At 64.5% G+C, this 20,643-nt stretch carries 18 protein-coding genes and 1 riboswitch; of the genes, 16 read left to right on the plus strand and 2 right to left on the minus strand.

The genetic code is table 11. The features are described from left to right. Nucleotides 1–44: 44 nt before the first annotated feature. From pyrF to A4H34_RS11040, 12 genes are all read left to right on the plus strand, one after another. Complete coding sequence (pyrF, locus tag A4H34_RS07160; protein ID WP_064231518.1) at nucleotides 45–884, plus strand: orotidine-5'-phosphate decarboxylase; 840 nt, start codon at nucleotides 45–47, stop codon at nucleotides 882–884. Nucleotide 885: 1 nt separating this feature from the next. Next, nucleotides 886–1,452: a guanylate kinase gene (gene gmk / locus A4H34_RS07165; RefSeq protein ID WP_064231519.1), complete on the plus strand. Its 567-nt coding sequence runs from the start codon at nucleotides 886–888 to the stop codon at nucleotides 1,450–1,452. Between the two features lie 34 nt (nucleotides 1,453–1,486). Continuing rightward, the gene (gene rpoZ, locus A4H34_RS07170) at nucleotides 1,487–1,756 is read left to right on the plus strand and encodes a DNA-directed RNA polymerase subunit omega (protein WP_009198772.1); all 270 of its coding nucleotides are present in this window, start codon (nucleotides 1,487–1,489) and stop codon (nucleotides 1,754–1,756) included. Beyond that, nucleotides 1,735–2,997, plus strand: coding sequence for a bifunctional phosphopantothenoylcysteine decarboxylase/phosphopantothenate--cysteine ligase CoaBC (coaBC, locus tag A4H34_RS07175; RefSeq protein ID WP_064231520.1), 1,263 nt, complete (start codon nucleotides 1,735–1,737; stop codon nucleotides 2,995–2,997). Before rpoZ ends, coaBC begins: the two co-directional genes overlap by 22 nt. Before the next feature lie 8 nt (nucleotides 2,998–3,005). Continuing rightward, nucleotides 3,006–4,193, plus strand: coding sequence for a methionine adenosyltransferase (metK, locus tag A4H34_RS07180; protein ID WP_064231521.1), 1,188 nt, complete (start codon nucleotides 3,006–3,008; stop codon nucleotides 4,191–4,193). 150 nt (nucleotides 4,194–4,343) lie between these two features. Continuing rightward, a complete protein-coding gene (locus A4H34_RS07185; protein ID WP_064231522.1) occupies nucleotides 4,344–6,656 on the plus strand; it encodes a primosomal protein N' family DNA-binding protein in 2,313 nt (770 codons plus the stop codon). A gap of 173 nt (nucleotides 6,657–6,829) precedes the next feature. Further along, nucleotides 6,830–7,165: a hypothetical protein gene (locus tag A4H34_RS07190; protein ID WP_064231523.1), complete on the plus strand. Its 336-nt coding sequence runs from the start codon at nucleotides 6,830–6,832 to the stop codon at nucleotides 7,163–7,165. A gap of 101 nt (nucleotides 7,166–7,266) precedes the next feature. Then, nucleotides 7,267–8,199: a methionyl-tRNA formyltransferase gene (fmt, locus tag A4H34_RS07195; RefSeq protein WP_064231524.1), complete on the plus strand. Its 933-nt coding sequence runs from the start codon at nucleotides 7,267–7,269 to the stop codon at nucleotides 8,197–8,199. A gap of 3 nt (nucleotides 8,200–8,202) precedes the next feature. After that, nucleotides 8,203–9,771, plus strand: a complete 1,569-nt coding sequence (locus tag A4H34_RS07200; RefSeq protein ID WP_064231525.1) for a transcription antitermination factor NusB — start codon at nucleotides 8,203–8,205, stop codon at nucleotides 9,769–9,771. A 9-nt stretch (nucleotides 9,772–9,780) separates the two neighbouring features. Continuing rightward, nucleotides 9,781–10,443 carry a ribulose-phosphate 3-epimerase gene (gene rpe / locus A4H34_RS07205; protein ID WP_009198764.1) on the plus strand — a complete coding sequence of 221 codons (663 nt, stop codon included), beginning with the start codon at nucleotides 9,781–9,783 and terminating at the stop codon, nucleotides 10,441–10,443. 180 nt (nucleotides 10,444–10,623) lie between these two features. Then, the gene (locus A4H34_RS07210; RefSeq protein WP_040322671.1) at nucleotides 10,624–13,014 is read left to right on the plus strand and encodes a glycoside hydrolase domain-containing protein; all 2,391 of its coding nucleotides are present in this window, start codon (nucleotides 10,624–10,626) and stop codon (nucleotides 13,012–13,014) included. Nucleotides 13,015–13,083: 69 nt separating this feature from the next. After that, the gene (locus tag A4H34_RS11040; protein ID WP_197480434.1) at nucleotides 13,084–13,560 is read left to right on the plus strand and encodes a hypothetical protein; all 477 of its coding nucleotides are present in this window, start codon (nucleotides 13,084–13,086) and stop codon (nucleotides 13,558–13,560) included. Between the two features lie 1,071 nt (nucleotides 13,561–14,631). Here A4H34_RS11040 and A4H34_RS07215 read toward each other — a convergent pair. Together A4H34_RS07215 and A4H34_RS07220 are read right to left on the minus strand one after the other, a co-directional pair. Continuing rightward, nucleotides 14,632–14,817, minus strand: a complete 186-nt coding sequence (locus A4H34_RS07215; protein WP_064231526.1) for an N-acetyltransferase — start codon at nucleotides 14,815–14,817, stop codon at nucleotides 14,632–14,634. Nucleotides 14,818–14,857: 40 nt separating this feature from the next. Beyond that, on the minus strand, nucleotides 14,858–16,078 hold the full coding sequence (locus A4H34_RS07220; protein ID WP_064231527.1) for an MFS transporter: 1,221 nt from the start codon (nucleotides 16,076–16,078) through the stop codon (nucleotides 14,858–14,860). A 328-nt stretch (nucleotides 16,079–16,406) separates the two neighbouring features. Here A4H34_RS07220 and A4H34_RS07225 point away from each other — a divergent pair, with 328 nt between their 5' ends. The 4 genes from A4H34_RS07225 to A4H34_RS07240 all read left to right on the plus strand — a co-directional run bounded on the left by A4H34_RS07225 (nucleotide 16,407) and on the right by A4H34_RS07240 (nucleotide 20,571). Continuing rightward, entirely contained in the window at nucleotides 16,407–17,012 is a 606-nt protein-coding gene (locus A4H34_RS07225) for a TetR family transcriptional regulator (RefSeq protein WP_009198755.1), read from the plus strand. Between the two features lie 140 nt (nucleotides 17,013–17,152). Continuing rightward, a riboswitch (FMN riboswitch) is annotated at nucleotides 17,153–17,271 on the plus strand. Nucleotides 17,272–17,341: 70 nt separating this feature from the next. Further along, nucleotides 17,342–18,109, plus strand: a complete 768-nt coding sequence (locus A4H34_RS07230; protein ID WP_064231528.1) for an ABC transporter permease — start codon at nucleotides 17,342–17,344, stop codon at nucleotides 18,107–18,109. Nucleotides 18,110–18,284: 175 nt separating this feature from the next. After that, on the plus strand, nucleotides 18,285–19,265 hold the full coding sequence (locus A4H34_RS07235) for an ABC transporter substrate-binding protein (RefSeq protein ID WP_064231730.1): 981 nt from the start codon (nucleotides 18,285–18,287) through the stop codon (nucleotides 19,263–19,265). A 268-nt stretch (nucleotides 19,266–19,533) separates the two neighbouring features. Continuing rightward, entirely contained in the window at nucleotides 19,534–20,571 is a 1,038-nt protein-coding gene (locus A4H34_RS07240; RefSeq protein ID WP_175407077.1) for a zinc-dependent alcohol dehydrogenase, read from the plus strand. Nucleotides 20,572–20,643 lie beyond the last annotated feature (72 nt).

Here is a 20,643-nt window from a genome sequence, read left to right on the forward strand (position 1 = left end):
CTCATGGAGATATGTCTCACAGAGTTACATTCCGTGGAGGAAAAATGACGACGTTCGGTCAGCGCCTGCGCCAATCCATGGCGGCCCGCGGGCCGGTGTGCGCGGGGATCGATCCGCACGCGGGCCTGCTGCGGCAGTGGGGGCTCGAGGACAGCGCGGCCGGCGTGCGCGAGTTCTCGCTGCGCACGATCGACGCGCTGTACGACCGCGCCGCGGCATTCAAACCGCAGTCGGCCTTTTACGAGCGGCACGGGGCGGCGGGGGTCGCCGCGCTGGAGGAGACGCTGCGCGCGTGCCGCGACGCCGAGGTTCCCGTCATCGCGGACGTCAAGCGCGGAGACATCGGCTCGACGATGGACGGATACGCCGACGCCTACCTCAGCGGCCCGCTCAAGGCCGACGCATTCACCGTCTCCCCGTATCTCGGCCCCGGATCGCTCGAGGCCACGGCGCGCCGCGCGGCCGACCTGGGCGGCGGCCTGTTCGTCCTCGCTCTCACGTCCAACCCCGAGGGCGCCCAGATCCAGCACGCGGGCTCGCCCTCCGTCGCTGGCCGGGTGGTCGAGGCGGTCGCCGCGTGGAACGAGGAGATCGCTCCGGGGTCCTTCGGCCTCGTCGTCGGCGCGACCATCGGGGACGGCGCCCGCCGGCTCGGCATCGACCTTCCGTCCTTCCCAGGCGTTTTCCTCGCCCCCGGAATAGGGGCGCAGGGCGCGGGCGCCGACGAGCTCCGGCAGGTTTTCGGCTCGGGAATCGCGCGGGTCTTGGCTTCGGCCTCCCGATCGATCCTGGCCGGCGGCCCCACAGCGGCAGGGCTGCGCGAAGGCTTCGCCCGCACGCTCGCCGCGGTCGAATCCGCCCTTGGACAGTCAGAATCCAGGTAGCATGGAGCGCATGGACAACCGCGCTTTCGTCGTCGTCGGACCCTCGGGCGTGGGCAAGGGGACGGTGCTCAAGGAGGCTCTGGCGCGGGCGCCCGAGTGCTGGCTGTCCGTCTCGGCAACCACGAGGGATCCCAGGCCGGGCGAGCGGGAAGGCGTCGACTACTTCTTCGTCAGCGACGAACGCTTCGACGAGCTCGTGGAAACGGGGCAGATGCTCGAATGGGCCTTGGTCCACGGAGTCAACCGGTACGGCACCCCGCGCGGGCCCGTGGAAGACGCCGCAGCGCGCGGCCGCATCCCCGTGCTCGAACTCGACCTCGCGGGGGCGCGCCAAGTGCGGCGGTCAATGCCCGAGGCCGCGCAGATATTCATCGCCCCGCCCGCGTGGGAGGAGCTCGAGCGCCGGCTGCGGGGCAGAGGAACCGAGAGCCCCGAGGAAATCGCCCGCCGTCTGGAAACGGCCCGCGAAGAAATGGCGGCTATGGAAGAATTCGATGTCGTCGTCGTCAACGATTCCGTGTCGCGTGCCACGGAAGAGCTACTGCGCATTTTCGGAATCACACGATAAAATAAGCCTCTGGACGTCTAGTTAAGAGGGAAGAATGTTCGGAACAGTTCCTGAGCCCGAGGGCATCACCAATCCGCCGATCGACGACCTGCTCGAGAAGGTGGATTCGAAGTACGCCCTGTCGGTTTACGCCGCCCAGCGCGCCCGCCAGATCAACTCGTACCGTCAGGAGATGACGCGGGGCGACGGCAACATCACCACCTTCGGCCCTCTGGTCGAGGCGAGTCCGGAGGACAAGCCCCTGTCCATAGCCCTGGAGGAAATCCGGGAGGACAAGGTCGAGTGGACCACGGAGAAAGACTGACCGCTCGAAGGGCCTTCCGAAAGGAGGGCCTTCTTTCTATCGTCGTCGGCGTCTCCGGCGGCATCGCGGCGTACAAGGCGTGCGCCGCCGTTCGTCTGTTCAAGGAGGCGGGGCACCGCGTCACCGTCGTAGCCACCCGCGCCGCCCTTGACCTTGTCGGCGCCGTCACGTGGGAGGCGCTGTCCGGGCGCAGGGTCTACACCGACGTCTGCGAGGACGCGGCCGACGTCGCTCACGTGAGGCTGGCCCGAGAGGCCGATGCGATCGTGGTCGTTCCGGCCACGGCCAACACTCTCGCGAAGATTCGCGCGGGAATCGCCGACAACATGCTGACGAGCGTCGTGTCGGCCGCGACGTGCCCGGTCTTCGTCGCTCCGGCGATGCACACGGAGATGTGGTTCAACCCCGCCACGCAGGAAAACGTCGCCGTTTTGCGCGAGCGCGGCGTGCGCTTCATCGGCCCGGCCTCCGGGCGCCTGACGGGCGCGGACTCGGGCGTCGGGCGCCTGAGCGAGCCGGGCGACGTCGTCGCCGCCGTGCTTTCGGCCATGCGTGAATCGGGCGGGCCGCGCGATCTGCTGGGGCTGACTTTCGCCGTGAGCGCGGGCGGCACGCGCGAGCCCATCGATCCGGTCCGCTACCTCGGCAACCGCTCCACCGGGCGTTTCGGAACCGCGATCACGCGTCTCGCAGCCGAACGCGGCGCGAAGGCGATTCTCGTCGAGTCCAACGTCGCATCCGACGTCCTCCGCGAGGCGGGCGACGCGGAGATCCGCCACGCCCCGAGCGCCCTCGAGCTGCGCGACGCCATGCAGGCCGCCTCGCTCGAGGCCGACGTGCTCGTCATGGCCGCGGCCGTGGCCGATTTCCGCCCCGCGAAGGTCAGCCCCACCAAGCAGAAGAAGACGGGGGAGTCTTTCCTCCCGATTGAGCTTGTCGAGAACCCGGACGTCCTCGCAGGCCTGGCGGCCGCGCGCAGACCGGGCCAGACGATCGTCGGGTTCGCCGCCGAAACCGGCGACGAGCGCTGCTCAGTCGAGGACTACGGACGCGAGAAGGCGCTGAGAAAAGGCGCCGATCTGACCGTCGTCAACGGCGTGGGGGAGGGCATCGGCTTCGGCGACGTCGATTCCCGGATCGTCGTGCTCGACTCGAAAGGCGACGTCGTGGCAAGGGCGGAAGGAAGCAAAGAAGAGCTCGCGCGCGTCATCGTCGACGCCGTCGTGCGGCTGCGATCCTAAGGAGAAAAATGCATCGCCAACAATTCACATCCGAATCCGTCACCGAGGGGCACCCCGACAAAGTCTGCGATCGAATATCGGACACCGTCCTCGACGCAATGCTCGAGCAGGATCCCTCTTCCCGCGTGGCGATCGAAACGATGGCGACCACCGGCCTCATACACGTCGCCGGCGAGGTGACCACGTCCTCCTACGTCGAGATCCCGCGCCTGGTCAGGCAGACGATCCGCGACATCGGCTACACGTCGTCGGACATCGGCTTCGACGGCGCATCGTGCGGCGTGACGCTCTCGATCGGCCAGCAGTCCGCCGACATTTCCGAGGGCGTCACAACGTCTCTGGAAATTCGCGAGGGAATGCGCTCCGACGACGCCTTCGACCGCCAGGGCGCCGGAGACCAGGGGCTCATGTTCGGCTATGCGAGCAACGAGACGAGCGAGCTCATGCCCGCTCCCATCGCCCTTGCCCACCGCCTGGCCGAGCGTCTCGCGAAGGTCCGAAAGGAGGGCATCGTGCCCGGCCTGCGCCCGGACGGCAAGACCCAGGTGACGATCGGCTACGAAGGCCTGCGGCCGGTCAGCCTCGAAGCGGTTATCATTTCGACGCAACACGACGAGGGCGTCGAACGGCCTTGGCTGAACGAGGCCATGAAGGAGCACGTCCTCGACCACGTGCTCCAGGCCGAGGGCCTCGATCTGGACGCCTCCGAGCTTCGCCTGTTCGTCAACCCGTCCGGGAAATTCGTCGTCGGCGGCCCGATGGGCGACGCCGGGCTGACCGGCCGCAAGATCATCGTCGACACCTACGGCGGAATGGCCCGCCACGGGGGAGGGGCCTTCTCGGGGAAGGACCCCTCGAAGGTCGATCGGTCGGCCGCCTATGCCGCAAGGTGGGCGGCGAAGAACGTCGTGGCCTCCGGGCTGGCGGAGCGCTGCGAGCTTCAAGTCGCCTACGCGATCGGCCGCGCCCATCCGGTGTCTGTGCGCGTCGACACCTTCGGCACGGAGACGGCGCCCGTGGAGCGGATCGAGTCGGCGGTGACCAAGGTCTTCGACCTGCGCCCCGCGGCGATCATCGAGGAGCTCGAGCTCAAGCGCCCGATATATGCGGCGACGTCGGCCTACGGGCATTTCGGGCGCGAGGGCTTCGCCTGGGAGCGGACGAATCGCGTCGACGAGCTTCTGCGCGCCGTCTGAATCCGGCGCACAGCGGACTCGTGAGCTCAGCCAGGCCGCCGTCGAAGCCACACGCTTCCGGGCTTCGCATCGACGTCCGTTTGACCCGCATTTGAAGCTCGCCGCTCGCCTCCCCCGAAAACTGTCGGAGGCTCTTGGTTTAATGGACCCATGGACATGACGCTTCCGGGGCTGGGCGAGCTTCCCGCGGCCGAAGAGCAGGCGGGGCTGCTTGATGTCGCGCGCGCCGAACGGGAAGTCGTCGGCGAGGTGCGGTCCCCGGTCGCCCACGTCCACGTGCTGTTGCGCCAGCCGCATCTCGACAAGGTCTTCGACTACCTCGTCCCCGCGTCGATGGACTCGTCGGCGGTCGTCGGGGCGCGCGTCGTCGTCGACGTCGGCGCGCATCGGGCGAGCGGCTTCATCGTCGGCAGGGATTCGACCTCGGAGGCCGCGGGGAGGCTGCGCCCGCTGCGCAGGGTTGTCTCCTCCCTCCCCGTCCTCACACCCGAAGTGTACGGATTGTGCGTCGATGTGGCCGCCCGGTGCGCGGGATCCGCGGCGGACCTGCTGTCTCTGGCGGTTCCCGAACGCCACGCGCGCGCGGAAAAGGCCCATCTAGCCGCCCACGGCGGCGCCGTCGCGGCCGATCGGCTCGCCGTCGAGTCCTACGAGACCGCCGCCGGCAGCCCGTGGCGCGCCTACCTCGGCGGCCCGGCGTTCCTCATGCGCATCGCCGCGGGCCAAGGGCCGAGTGCCGTGTGCTGCGAGCTCCCCGGAAGCGATGCGGTTGCCATGCTCGCCGACGCCGTCTCGGCCGCCCGCGCGTCGGGGCGCGGCTGCCTCGTCGTTGCCCCCACGAGGCGCGAGGCCTCCCGCATCGCCGAGGGGGTCGCCGCCGCCACGGGCGAGAGCGTCGCCCTCGTCGTCGCCGACGAGCCGCATGAGAGCCGGTATGCGGCATTCCTTCGGATCCTCACCGGAATCGACCGCGTCGTCGTGGGAACCCGCTCGGCCGTGTGGGCGCCCGTGAGCGACTTGGGCCTGGTCGCGGTGCTCGACGACGCCTCGCCGAACCTGCGCGAACAGCACGCCCCCTACGTGAGGGCAGGCGAGGCTCTCGCGATGCGCGCGGTCCGGGAAGGCGCGGCATTCCTTTCCCTGTCGGGGTGCGTTTCGCTTTCGTCCCAGGCGATGATCGAGCGGGGCGAGGCCGCCCTCGTTCGCGGCGAGCCGTCGGCGCTGCGCGCAAGCCTTCCGCGAGTGAGCGCGGCCGAACAATGGGAGCGCGACGACGCCTCATGGTCGCGGCTGCCGGAGTCGGCCTTCGCGCTCGTCAGGCACGCCCTCGACGAGGGACCGGTTCTCGTCGTCGTCCCCAGAGCCGGGTACATCCCGATGACCGCGTGCGCCTCATGCCGGGAAATCGCGCGGTGCGAAACGTGCGGGGGCGGTCTCGGCCTCGACTTCGGCGAGGCGGAGCCGCGCTGCCGGAGGTGCGGACTGTCAGCCGCCCGATGGCGCTGCCCCGAATGCGGGGGAGGCCGCATTCGGGCGGTGCGCCTCGGCTCTCACCGCACCGCCGAAGAAATAGGCAAGGCCTTTCCCGGAACGGGAATCGTCATGTCCGGTTCGCAGGCCAGCGAGGGCATTGTCGATTCGGTCTCCGGCAAGCCTCGCATCGTCGTCGCCACGCCCGGATCCGAGCCTGCGGCGCAGGGCGGGTACCGGGCGGCCCTCGTCCTTGATTCGCGGTTCCTCAGGGGAGACGGACCGGGCTCGGAAATCGGCTTCGTCCGCAAGGCCTGCCGCATCGTCGCGCGCGTCCGTCCGGCGCGCGACGGCGGACACGTCATGTTCGCCGGAGGAATCGACCCCGTTTTCCTCAGGATGCTCAGCACGTGGGGGCAGCCCGATTTCGCAGCCGGCCTGTACGCGCAAAGGCGAGAGCTCAAGCTTCCGCCCTCGGCCTTCTGGCTCGCCGTAACGGGGGAATCCCGATCGGTGCGCACCTACCTAGGGGTCCTGCGTTCGTCGCTTTTCGCGGCGGAAGCTCAGGGGGAACGGTCTGCCGAACGCCACGGCGACGCGGCCTCGGACGCGCAGGCGCGCGACCCGCTGCTGGCCGGCGGCATCGTGCGTTTGGCTTCGGGGTACGAGCTCCTAGGCCCCGTTCCGTCCGCCAGGCCGCGAAACGATGCGAGGCGGAACGTCGCTGTGCGAAACGAAGGCTTGCGGGCCGAGGCCGGAAACAACGCCGCTGCCCGAGGCGGCGCGGGGCACAACGGCGTCGGCCAAAATGCATCCGGACGGAGCGAAACCGGGCACGGCGGCGTCGCAAGAAAGGACGAGGTCACGGTCTACGTCCGGTGCGCACACGCTCTGGGGTCCTCTCTCGCCGCGCACGCGAGGGCCGCACACCGCGAATACACTGCCAAGCAGTTTGGCCCGTCCCTGCGTTTGGAGGTCGATCCTGATGTCTAGCGTGTCTGGATGCGGTGCAATACTAGATTGCGATGGCAGGGATTGAGCTCCGAAACACTAATATATCTTATGATGATTCACGATATCGAGCGGTATTCCAGCAGGATCGCTCGTGTCCAGGTGCGCACATGGCGACGGAGTCCAAGGTCAACGACAATTCAAGGCGGTAGCCCATGCCTGCAAATAACACCTTGCCCCGCCTCGATATGGCGGCCGGGTCCGTCGCGACTGCCCTCGCCTCCGCCGGGGCCGTCTACGGCCTGTGGGCTGCCTTCTTTTACGACGGCGGCACGGCCGGCCTCGCCCCTTTTGCAATCGCGGCGTGCGTCGGCGTGGCATGCGCGGCGTTCGGGCTGCACCGCCGGTCGCCCCTCGTCACGGGCTTCGGCCTGCTTCTTGCGGCCCTCGCGCCCGTCGGTTTCGCGTGGATTTCCTCCGTCGCCTCCCTCTTCGTGGGCGCCGCGCTGCTCTTTCGCGAGATTCTTAAGCGCCGCAGGCGAAAACGATGAGGCTCGAAGCTCGAGAGCGACGAGGCAAGCGCGGCGCTTGAGAATGACGAGGCAGACGCAAAGTCGAAGCCGTCGTCCCTCGCGTCGCCTACACTGAACGGGTGAGAATTCTCTTCGCCGGAACGCCGCGGGCCTCTGTGCCGTCGCTGCAACGCCTCCTTGACGCCGGACACGACGTCCTGGCCGTCCTCACTCGCGCCCCCGCCCCGGCGGGGCGGCGCCATAAACTCGCCCGGTCGGCCGTGCACGAAGAGGCCGACGACAGAGGAATCCCGGTTTACACGCCGACGAGCCTCAAGAAGGACGAAGACGTCCGGCGCGCGATCGAGGAGCTCGCGCCCGAAGCGGTGGCGGTTGTCGCCTACGGCCTCCTCATTCCTCCTTCGCTTCTGGAGATTCCGCGCTTCGGCTGGATCAATCTGCATTTCTCGCTCCTTCCACAGTGGCGAGGAGCCGCGCCCGTCCAGTACGCGATTGCGGCCGGCCAGGAAACGACCGGGGCCTCGACCTTCAAACTCGAGGCGGGCCTGGACACGGGGCCGATTTTCGGCTCGGTCGTCGAAAAAGTGGGGGAGCGCGAAACGGCGGGCGAACTCCTCGAGCGCCTCTCGCATTCGGGGGCCGGTCTTCTGGTCGAAACCTTCGAGCGGCTCGGCCGGGGCGCCGAGCCCGTCCCGCAAAGCGGAGAGCCCTCCTATGCGCCGAGCATCTCGACGGCGGACGCCCGCGTGGACTGGAACCTCGACGCCCTGACGATCGATCGGCGCAGCCGCGCGCATACGCCGGCCCCCGGGCCGTGGACGACGCTCGAGGGAACGCGGATCAAGCTCGGGCCGCTGGCGGCGCGCCCCGACGTCGTCGATCTGCAACCGGGGCAAATCAGATCCGGCAAGCCGCCGCTGGTGGGGACCGGGGCAGGCGCCGTCGAATTAAGAGCCGTGGCTCCGGCGGGAAAGAAACCGATGGATGCGAGCGCGTGGCTTCGAGGCGCGCGTCTGGCCCCGGAGACGCGATTCGACGCGGAAAGCGAGTGACGAGTGAACGAGCAACCTCATGAGGGCAGGAACAGCCGCAGAATCGAAGGCGCCGCCCGCGCCGACGACGGCGACAACGCACGTGAGAGGCACGGCGCCGGCAACAGACGCGACGGCCGCCGCGACCGCAGGCCCGAAGGCTGGCATCCCGGGCGGCAGGAAGCCAACGCGGCCAGGCTCGTCGCCTTCGAGGTCCTCAGAGCGGTCGACGAGGACGACGCGTACGCCAACCTCGTCCTTCCCGTCGAAATCGCCCGCGCCGGCCTGAACAAGCTCGACGCCGCCTACGCCACGAACCTATGCTACGGTACCCTCCGCATGCGCGGCAGGTGGGACGCGATCATCAGCCGCTGCGCGAAAGGGCGCAGGATCTACGACATCGACCCGCCGGTCCTCGACCTGCTGAGGATGGGATGCGAGCAGCTGCTCGCAATGGAGACCCCGCCGCACGCGGCCATCCACGAAACGGTGGTCATCGCGCGCAATTTCTTCGGACAGGGCACGGGAGGATTCGTCAACGCCGTTTTGCGCCGCATCAGCGAAAAGGCCGGCCAATGGCCAGAGATCGTCCGATCGTCCACCGCTTCGCACACGGAGTTCCTCTCCCTTTGGCACTCGCATCCCAGGTGGATCGTCGAGGCGCTTGAGGAGTCGCTCGAAGCCTCCGGGCGCAGCAGGGACGACGTCGAATCGGTTCTCGCCGCACACAACGCCCCCGCGAAGGTCGCACTGGCCGCCCGTGCAATCAGCCCCGAGGCCCTGGCCGAGCGCGTCGAGGCGGCGAAGATGGAGGCGTTCCCCGGCTGCCTCATGCCGAGCGCGGTGTTGCTCGGCCGCGGCGATCCGCACCGGCTGTACCCCGTGCGCGACGGGCTCGCGGGAGTCCAAGATGAGGGGAGCCAGCTCATTGCGGCCATGTTCGCCTCTGCGCCCATTGAGGGCAAGGACGAGCTGTGGCTGGACATGTGCGCCGGCCCGGGCGGAAAGACCGCCACTCTCGCGGCGATCGCGCAGGGGCGCGGCGCCCGCATCCACGCGAACGAGCCGCAGGAGCACCGCCTCGACCTCGTCGCCGCGTCGGTCGAGCCGTGGGAGGACACGGTCGCCCTTCGTCTAGGCGACGGCCGCGAACTCGGGACGCAGGAGCCCGACGCCTACGACCGCGTGCTCGTCGACGCCCCATGCTCGGGCCTGGGGGCGCTGCGCCGCCGCCCCGAGGCGCGCTGGCGCAAGGACCCGAAGGACATTCCCGGCCTGGCCAAGCTGCAGAGGCAGCTCCTGGCCTCGGCGTTCAAGGCGTTGCGCCCGGGCGGCGCGCTCGTGTATTCGACGTGCTCGCCGGTGCTCGCAGAGACGCGCGACGTCGTCCGCGATTTCCTCGCGGCCCACGGGCGCGCAAAGCTCCTCGACGCCGGGGAGGTTGCAAACCGCGTTGCGATCCGCGACGTTTCGGCGCGCGACGGCATGGTGCAGCTATGGGCGGACGCGGACCGCACAGACGGAATGTTCATCGCCCTCATCACCAAGGAGGCCGCTGACGCCGAGGCGGCGGCCGATTCGACGACAAGCTAAACTTTCCCCATGAGCGTTGTCATTTCACCGTCGATTCTCAACTGCGATTTCGGGCATCTCGCCGACGAGCTTGCCAAAATCTCGAATGCGGATTTCGCGCACGTGGACATCATGGACAATCACTTCGTCCCAAACCTCGCCCTCGGCCTGCCGTTGGCCGAGGCGGCCGTGAAGTCCAGTCCGATCCCCGTCGACGCCCATCTCATGATCGAGGACCCTGACCGCTGGGCGCCCGTCTACGCCGAGCTCGGGTGCGAGTCCGTCACCTTCCACGCCGAAGCGGCCCAGGCGCCGATCCGCCTCGCCCGCGAGATTCGGGCGATGGGCAGGCGCGCAGGCCTGGCGTTGCGCCCCGCAACTGGAATCGAGCCCTATCTGGACATCCTCGGCGAATTCGACATGATCCTGGTCATGACGGTGGAACCCGGCTTCGGAGGCCAGCCCTTCATCGAGGCGATGATGCCGAAGGTTTCGCGCACTCGCCGAGCCATCGAGGCGGCGGGCTTGGACGTGTGGATCCAGGTCGACGGCGGAGTCTCCCGCTCGACGATCGAGAAAGCGGCCGAGGCGGGAGCTAACAACTTCGTTGCGGGATCGGCCGTCTACAAGGCCGACGACGCCGCGGCGGAGGTCGATTTTTTGCGTTCCTTGGCGTCCAAGCACTGCTGCTGAGCCGGAGCTGTGCGCCTGGTAACAGCCAAAAACCTTACTTTCTTGTAATATCAATCTGCCGAAAGCCATTCGAAGAAGGCTGTCGGGGCGAGGCCGTCTGAAAGGCGGCCTCGTAAAAGATTGAGCCGCGGCGCGGGCATGCAATCGATCGCTTCCGCGACATGAGACATAGGGGAAACCGTGCCAGACGAGATGGTTCGGCAAGCGCAGAAGTGGCTGAACACGACTTATAAGAATAGACCGGGCTTCGGCAGCGTGTCGGAGGACGGGCAAACCGGGTGGGAGACCATCCATGGCCTGATCCGGGCGTTGCAGATTGAGCTGGGCATCACCGAGACGGCGAACAATTTCGGTGCGGGCACGCAGACGCGTTTCACTGCGCGATGGCCGCAGGGAATCAAGGAGCAGGATCCCGGAGATACATCCACATCTAACGTGTATGCGATCATCCAGTGTGCTCTGTGGTGCAAAGGCTATTCCACCGGATCAAATATCACCACGCATTTCTATGGCGGCACCGGCAGTGCGATCAAAGATTTGAAAACCGACATTGGCATTGGCGGGGACTCCACCGTCACGGTTGGAATCATGAAGGCGTTGCTGACGATGGACCAGTTCGTATTACTCTTTCGCCGTGGCGGACGTGTGGCTGTTCGCAAGGTCCAACAGAAGCTGAACCGTGACTACGGCGACTATGTGGGGATTGTTCCCACTGATGGAGTGTACGGGCGGGAAATGAACAAGGCCCTCATACAGGTGCTGCAGGCCATTGAGGGATTCACTCCGGCCGAAGCGACCGGAAACTTCGGTGCAGGAACTCGTTCCCGCCTGAAAGTCATAACTGCCTCAAATGCCAGATCGCACCCCACTTGGGTGTGGTTCGCTTCGGTAATGCTCACGTGCAATGGGTATCCCGCTTCTGTGAGCAGCGAATGGTCCGAGGCAACTGAGCATCTTGAGAAGTTCCAGCGCGAGTACGCCCTTCCGGTGAGCGGAAAGGTTGATCGAACCACATGGATGAGTCTGCTTACGTCGAAAGGCGACCCGGACCGCCCGTGCGTGGCCTGTGACACTCGATTTGAAATCACCGATGAGTTTCTCGCAAAACTCAAGTCCGACGGGTACAAGATCGTGGGGCGTTATCTGACTGAACCGGGCCAGGACCAGAAGAAGCCTGAAGATTACTTCAAAGCAATCCGCCCAGGCGAGCTCGAGCGGATTGTCAAGGGAGGCATGAAGTTCTTCCCGATTTTCCAGGAGAACTCGCGTCAGCTATCCGATTTCACTCCTGAGAACGGCGCGCGCCACGCTCGTGAAGCCCAGTCTGCTGCCCAGAGGCTCGGCGTACCACCTACAATCATTTATTTTGCTGTCGATATGGACGTTTATGAGTATCAAATCGATCAGGTCGTAGATCCCTATTTTAAGGCAATAAAGGCGAATCTAGGAGGAGGTTACAGCGTAGGTATCTATGCATCGCGCAATACTTGTACAAGAATCACAAAAAATGGACATGCTATCTCTAGCTTTGTCTCCGATATGTCTTATGGATTCTCGGGCAACCTAGGTTATCCGATTCCGACCAACTGGAACTATGACCAGTTTACAGAGATTAGTGGCTACGGCGGAAGATGGGATCTCGACAAAGTCGCACACTCGGGACGAGTCCCCGCATGTGATGTCATCCTTTCATCAACTTCTCCTTCGCCATATCCCGATAAGGATCCGACTTCACCCGATCAAGATCCGCTATTGAAATGGGCGAAGACAACAGAACAAGAGTGTTTGTCGGGAATGGGGGGTCTTTTCAATCCGGTGAAGCCTTATCGAGGCTTTACAGGCGAGTTCATCCTTGAGTGGCTAAGAAAACCTGAATACTGGGGAGGTTCTTATACTGGCCTATGGCGGCTATACACCCCCGAACTCCCTACGCCTTCTGAACTTGCGGCTGCACGCGCATTGTGTGACAACGTTTGCAGTAAGCAACCGGTCATTAAAGGAACGCTGCCTCGCCGCGATATTGCTCACATGGCCGCTACGGCGCTTGGGTGTTTGACGTGGGGTATTGAGGAAAGACACGGAGACTACGGCTTGGGAGATTTAGGAGGCTGGCCTTTGGACCTGTTACAAATGTGGGGTTTTTACAGAAAAGAAACAAAGAGCACAAACTTGACTTCGTGGCTGCATGCTAACCTAGGAACTGTCAGTGGCGGTAAAGGGTTTGGCTACAGCGACGTGCTAGCCGACGCTGATGCGTGGCTCATTGCGCGGCATATGAAGAGGCACTCGTCTGATACCTCTCTGACTGACGCAATGAGCAACGTATTTGCTCGAAGTGAGATCCATCGTATTGCCTATTTTTATCGCGAACGTTTCAATGCTGATACTGATAACGTTGTCGCGGTCTTTAAGAAAGTGGCTGACGGCATTGACGCATGGGGATTTGAGAACATTCCCTTCAGCGAAGACAGACTTCTAAATGCTTGTGGCGCGGATCGTCTCCCTTCTGCTTCTGAGGCTGAAGTGCTTGCGCGCGCATATGCCGCTTTCCTATCAAATCCTCGTCGATGACATAATATCCTAGGATCGGTCCCCAATAAGAAGGGCAACACTGGGCCAATGTGGCTGAAAGGAGAGCGAATGATGACCGCTTCTCACGATCTCGATGATTTCAAGACTGAAGAAGAGTCGTCAGCAAACTCAATACGCTACCGCAAGATATCGGCGATCAGACGCACTCTGTGGTGGCTTGGCCTACTCCTTCTTTCACCGGCGCCTGCCGCATTTATCACCGAAGACGGCGTATATTCATTTTTTCGGAGTTTTCCATGTCAAATGCATGTTGAATCTACTGCAGATCCGCAACTTTTGCCAACGCTTATAGAGAAACGTATTGTCATTACTCTCTCTCTTGGATTTCTTTGCTGGATCATGTGCGTAGCTTTGAGTCTATTTTCTCCGCAGTCAGGCGCTTTATCACGGAAGCAACGTTCCAAACGAATCTTGAAACGAATATTTATAACGATAATCTCGTTCATTTTTCTATTTACTTCTAGCTATATTTATATATTACTTAATATCGGTATTGACTTATATTATCATCCAATTCCTGTGTGAAGGGCACTATCGGGGAAGAGCTCCACCTGCGAAAGTAGTTCGCAACAACGTTCCTGCGTTTGCAGTTTGATCCCCGGGCAGAAGCAAACTGGTACGAAAGGTTCAACCCGATCTCGCTCTTCTCGCGAGAAGAGCGAGATCGGGAAAACGCGATACCGTCTATGGCCAAGTCAGAAAGGATAGCTTCCGGCACTTTCGATGCTGACGTTCTCAAAGCAGTTTCTGTGGTGGTTTCGAGAACGATCCCCTCCCTCCGTCGGCTTCCTTTAGCTCGCAGCGGGACTGATCTAAGTAGACGATTTCTTTAGGTCAGCTCCATCTACTTGGTCCGAGTTCGCTATCCTGAGCTGCGCTGACTTTCGTCTGTTGAAGGCTCGAATTGTGAGTCCGGCGACGTATACCCATGTGGGGTAGCCGTAAACACTCCAAAGCCACTCCATCTCAAGTTCGTAATAAAAGAACTTATTCGGAGGTATATGACGAAAGATCATGATATACACAAGTACGGCAAAGAAACTTAAAGCGTAAATTAAAATAGTCGTAAATAGGAGCCATATAGGATTGAAATAGCATTTGAATTTCTTCGATAGAACAAGGCAAACGCAGGGAACGAGAAACAGAGCTGGAATAATGGTGAAGATGACTATGATAAATGGGCGCAGTATCCAAAATATACTTAGGATACGAATATAACTGCAGACAGGATGAAAGCGTGTGAGAAGGCTGCACCAGCAAACGCACGTCGTCGCTTATACAGATCAGCACTCATGATGTCCTCTTCTGGTTCCTCTGCCCGGTGTAGCCTTCCAGATTTTCTCATAGTCAGCAGGTCCATAGAAGAGATAGATCGGTGGAAGAGACAGATCGAATCTCTAAAGCAAGGCCGACCAGGTTGTTTGCTTGTGATTACGGCTGCCCACGAAGGTGTCGACATGAAGAATGCCGCGCGACTACGGCGACACGCGGGTTATCCGGAAAGCGCGCACCCCAAACAAATGAATCGCCAAACCAATTACCTGTACATCTGGATGCTCGATTCACATCTAGATGCCCGCAGGCGCTCGACAGCCTCTACAAGGCACCGCGCCGCTCCATGCGAATTGTCTGCATGTCCTTCGCCTCTCTGATCTCGCCAGTGGGCACGAAACCTTTCTTGCGACAGAAGGCGACACGCTTCGGCGACGCCGGGCGAACGGAGAGCTCGGATCGTTCCATGGGCGCCACGATACCAATCGGCGCCTTGACGTCGGTTAGCATTGCGGTATTTTGTCGATGGCGTGGCGTCCGCCGAACCGCATCAGCTCGCCGCCGACGCCGTGCGCCGGATCCTCGAAAAGGCAACGAGGCACGCTGCGGCGGCGCCGAGAATCGCTGCGCAGCAGAACATCAGCGGGCGAAAGGCGAGGCTGCCCGCAAGAAGCGGGCCGAGGCTAGCCCCGATGAAGAGGACGAGCCCGTTGATCGCCATTCCGCTGGCTCTATGGGGCGCACTTACCTCGCCGAAAAGCGTGATCATGGCGGGAACGGCTAGAGCAATTCCCGTGACGAACACGAGGCTTGCAGCTGTGAGGGCGACGGCGTTGGAAGAAGCCAGCGCCTCTAGGACGAGCCCGCAGGCGGCCAGGAGAAATCCGGCGCGAGCCAGTCCGGAGACCCCGCGCCTGCGAGCCAACGGGCCGGCGGCCAGTGCCGCGAACATGCACGGAAGCCCGCATAGGCGGATCCACATGAGCGCCGAGTCGGAAAGCCCGAGCGAGGCCGTGTGCGCCCCGAGCGCCGTGTACATCGCGATGAAGCACATGAGAAGCGTGACGTGCGCGGCGCACAAGGTCAACATCTCGGGCAAGCAGATCAATCTGCCGATCTGCCGGAACTGGCGGCCCAGACCCAGGCCGGGCGCGCGCCCAGGCTCTCGCACGAGAACGAAGATCGCGGCCCCGCACAGAGCCAGCACCGCAGCGCTGACCAGGAACGCCGATGCCCAACCGGCCCAGTTTGCGAGCGCCTGCGGAACGACCTGCCCCACGATTCCCGCTGCCAGAAAGGCCGTGGAGACCGCACCTATGGACAAAGCGCGGCGCCGAGGCTCGACCGCTTCGGCGATGTAGGCGAGGGCGACGGGGGCAAAGCTCGACGTCGTGATTCCTTGCAGCCCGCGCAAGATCGCGAGTGCCGAAATGGACTGGGCCGCCGCGCATCCGGCCGTCGCCAGCGTGAGCAGAATCATCCCGGCGAGCATCGTTCGACGTCGCCCGAAATGGTCGGCGAGGGGGCCCCACAGGACGAAGCCCAGGGCGTACGTCGCGCTGAAACAGGTCGACAAAGCGAAGACGGCGTCGCCTCCGAGCGACTTCCCGGCGGGGCCGGCCAGCGGGATCGCCGCGTAAAGCTGAGAGACGACCACCAGCGCGGTGAATACGAGGAGGCCGACGGTTCCTGCGCCCGCCGGGAACTTTGCGGCGGTGGCGTGCTGATTGGGATTGCTCCGGGGAGACGATCGGTCGATTGAAGGCGACATGGGGAACCTCTTTTCCAACGAAAACGTTGGAAATTACCGTAGTACTCTTGACTCCGGAAAGCAACGTTCACGTTGGAGATGGTGTGTGACGCCACGCCGAACGCGCGAATCGGCGGCGCGACGCCAGGCACGCGGATTGGCGCGGTCGCACGCCGAAAACTCGGGCGGCCTGTTCGAGCGTTGAACGTGTGACGCAGAACACGCGGATTGGCCCGCCCGCCCGCCGAACGCGGAACATGGGACGCTGCGACGCCGAGCTTTCCACGGCGTGAAGCCGCGAACGTGGCGCCTCGAGCGGGGCAACCCGCCTGGAAAGGAATGGACCGACATGGCCTGGGACACCGAGGGAACGAAAAGAAAGATACTTCTGGCGGCCGTCGATGAATTCGCGGCCTACGGGCCCGACGGGACTACGATCGAGCGGATCGCCAAGGCCGCCGGGGTCAACAAGGAGCGCGTTTACAACTATTTCGGGGCCAAACGCGAGCTTTTCGCCTACGTGCTGCGAGAGGAAATGGCGAAAGTCGCCCGGGCCGTTCCCATTTCGTTCGCCGTCGACGACGTCGGGGACTATGCCGGGCGCGTTTACGACTACCATCGCGAGCACCCTCAGCTCAATCGGCTGCTTCTGTGGGAAGGCCTCGTCTTGGGCGCGGACGTCCCGAGCGACGACGACCGCCTGGCTCGGTATCGCGAGAAGACGTCGGCCGTCGCCGAAGGCCAGCAGAGCGGGCATGTGACGGAGGCGATCGACGCCGACCACCTGGCCTTCCTCATTCTCTCCCTCGCAGGGTGGTGGTCGGCCGTCCCGCAAGTCGCCGAAATGGTCTCCAGGCCGATCGACGAAAACGAGCATCGGCGCAGAAGGGCGTCGGTGGTTGAGGCCGCCAGGCGCCTGGCGGCGCCCGACGGCCCCGGGCGTCCGCGCGGCTGAGGCAGCTGCGGATGCCCGGCCTGCGTCCGATTTGCGTTTGGAGCCCCTCAGTGCGGCGAAGCGCGCCGGACGGCCGCCTTTGCTCCCGTCGTCTCGAACTTGCGTTTGCCCGCGTATATGGCATAATCGCTACGAACACAAACGTGCTCCGGGGTCAGTGAAAGTCTGAACCGGCGGTGACAGTCCGCGACCCGCGCAAGCGGTTGACAGGGTGGAATTCCTTGACCGACGGTCAAAGTCCGGATGGGAGGCGCACGGCTGTCTGCGACGTCGTCCAGACTTCGCAGGCCGCGCTCGTCCCTGCCCCGGAATGGACCGGAAGGCAAGGGATGAGGAAGAAAAACGCAGTGGCGCCGGCGGTGCTCGGCCTGCTGCTCCTGCTGGCATGGGACGCAGCCGTGCGCTTCGGCGTCGTCAACGCCAATTTCCTTCCCGCCCCCGTCGAGGTCGCCAAGCGCGCCTACGAAGGGCTGCGCGACGGATACCTCGCCTCCGCCGCATGGGCCACCCTCAAAGAGGCGCTGCTCGGCGCATCTCTGGCCGCAGCCGTCGGCGTCCCCCTCGGGTACGCCCTGGCCAGATGGCGCGCCTTCGCCCGCGCCGTCCAGCCGTACATCGGGGCCTCGCAGGCCATCCCCGCCGTCGCCGTCGCGCCGTTGCTGACGATCTGGATCGGTTACGGAGCGGTTTCGATCACCGTCCTCTGCGCGATCATGGTGGTCTTCCCGATGATCGTCACGACGGCGGCGGGAATTTCCAGGGTCGACGGCGACGTGCTCGGCGCGGCCAGGCTCGACGGAGCCCACGGCCTGAGGCTGGCCCGCAGCGTCGAGCTTCCCATGGCCGCCCCCTCGATCCTGGCGGGATTGCGCACGGGATTCACGCTGAGCTTCACGGGCGCCGTCGTCGGCGAAATGGTGACCGGGGGAGACGGTTTGGGGCTCACCCTGACGTCGGCCCAGCATTCGGCTGACGTGACGGGGATGTTCGCCGCGATCGCCCTTCTGGCTGCGTGTGCAATGTGCGTCTACACCCTTTTCGGCTTGTTCGAACGCCGTGCCGGAGCGCGCCTCGACGGGGAAGGCGCCGAACGATGAAACCGAGCGGGCCGTACAGCGGCAGGCCGGGCGGGCCGTACAGCGGCAGGCCGGGCGGGCCGAACGGAAAAGATCGAAAGCGGCCCTGACGGCGAAAGGCAGAATCAGGGCCGGGCGGGCTGGCCGCCGAATGCCGGCCGGGCCAAACTCAAAAGACCGAATGGAAGGACAACCGATGATATCCACGAAGAGAATCCTCGCGTTTCTCGCCGCTGCGCTCTTGTGCCTCGCGGGATGCGGCGGAAACGACAAGGCCTCCGAGGGCGGCAAAGTCACGATCGGCCTGACCTACGTGCCGGATGTCCAATTCGCGCCCTTCTACGTGGCCGAAGACAAAGGCTATTTCGAGGATGAGGGAGTGAACGTCACGTTGCGGCATCACGGGGCCCAAGAGTCGCTTTTCGGCGCGCTCGAGCAGGGAACCGAGGACGTCGTCGTCGCGGGCGGCGACGAAATGCTGCAAAATCGGTCCAACGGCATCAAAGTGTACAACTGGGCAACGATGTATCAGACATACCCGGTCAAGGTTATCGTCCCGCGCGATTCGACCATCCGCTCCGCGGCAGACCTCAAAGGCAAGACCATCGGACTGCCCGGCAAGGCGGGGGAGAACTACTTCAGCCTGCAGGCCATGCTCAAGGCAAACGGCTTGACCGAGTCGGACGTGAAGATTCAGTTCATCGGGTACACGCAGACGGCCGCCTTGACCTCGGGGAAGGTCGACGCCGTCATCGGTTTCGTCAACTCCGACGCCGTCGCCATCGAAGCGCAGGGCGTCCCGGTTCGCACGATCGACCCCGTCGAGGGCGGAATCCCGCTCGTCGGCGCCGGCCTCGGCTCGCTCGACTCGTTCAAGGAGAAGGGCTCGAAGAAGGAGCGCAAGATCCTCGCCGCCCTGACCAAGGCGGTCGCATACATGCGCACCCACCCCGAGGAGACGCTCGACATCGTGCGCAAACGCGTTCCCGCACTCGCCGACAAGAAGCAGCGCGCCACCGCGTCCAAGGTCCTTTCCGCCTCGATGAAGCTGTACGGGACGGGCAAGTTCGGCGCGCAGGATTCCGCCAAATGGCAGAAGATGGCCGAGTTCATGAAGGAGGCGCGCCTCCTTCGCAATCCAGTCGAGGTCTCTCAGGCCCACATCTCGCTCGACTGACGGACGGCGCCGACGTCGCCGATCGCCGGGGCTGCGCAGCGGGAGCGCCGGAGCGGCCCGAATGCCAATTGAGCCAGCTCGAAGCGCGGGAGCCTTCGCGTCGCCCGCCGGTGGTCGATACGACCCGGCTGTTTCGCTAGAATCCGGCAGTCTTCGATAAGATTGACGCGTCCGGCGCACGGCCGGACGGCGGGCGCGACGGCGCGTCCGCGTACGGAAGGCGTCGCCGTCCGGTCACGCAGGCACGCGACGTCGGAAAGGACACCGTGTGAAGGCTTACATGTTTTACGGCCCCGGCGATCTGCGCCTGGAGGACATTGCCGCCGAGCACCCCGGCCCGGGCGAGATCGCCGTGGACATCAAGGCCGCCGCCACGTGCGGAACCGACCTGAAATCCTATCGGCGGGGGCATCCGACCCTTTTCCCCACGCTGCCCGCCCGCTTCGGCCACGAGTTCTCCGGGATCGTCTCCGAGGTGGGCGAAGGCGTGGCCGACTTCGAGGTCGGCCAGAGGGTCGTCGCCGCCAACACCGCCCCGTGCGGACACTGCTGGGCGTGCACCATCGGGCGCGAGTCGCTGTGCGAGAACCTCCAGTACCTCAACGGCGCCTTCGCCGAGCAGATCGTCGTCCCGCGCGCAATCGTCGAGCGAAACACGTACGCGATCCCCGACACCCTTGCTTTCGAAGCTGCCGCCCCGCTTGAGCCCCTGTCGACCGTGGTCCACGGGATGCACGAATCGGGAATCGCGCTCGGAGACACCGTCGTGGTCAACGGCGCGGGCCCAATCGGCCAGATGTATCTGAGGCTCGCGCAGCTGCGGGGAGCGACGGTCATCGTGGCCGACCGCTCGCAAGGCCGCCTCGCCCAGGCCGAGGCCGCGGGGGCCTCCGCCGTCGTCGACCTGACCGGTTTGGAGACGCCCGAGGAATGCGCGGCGGCGATCCGGCCGCTGACGCCCGGCGGACGCGGCGCCGACGTCGCCATCGAGGCCGTCGGGCTGCCGAACGTGTGGGAACAGACCGTTTTGTGCCTGCGCCCCGGCGGAACGGCCGTGCTCTTCGGCGGGACCCCGAAGAACGCCCCGTTCCAGGTCGACTCCTCGGACATGCACTACAAGGAGTACACGCTCAAGGGCGTTTACCACCATCAGCCGCGCTTCGTTCAGATCGCGGTGGAGCTGCTCTCGTCCGGCAAGTTCGACGGGATGACCCTGTGCACCGAGGTCCGCCCGCTGGAGGCGCTCGTCGAAAGCCTGGAGGACATGGCCCGCGGAGTCGGATCGAAGTACATCCTCACGCCGTGACGGAGGACGCGGGCGGCGCCGGCGCGTGAAGCCACGGGTCGCGGCGCGTGGAGCGGCGCGACCCAAGGCGTG

Source organism: Peptidiphaga gingivicola (assembly GCF_001652275.1).
GTDB classification, from domain to species: domain Bacteria; phylum Actinomycetota; class Actinomycetes; order Actinomycetales; family Actinomycetaceae; genus Peptidiphaga; species Peptidiphaga gingivicola.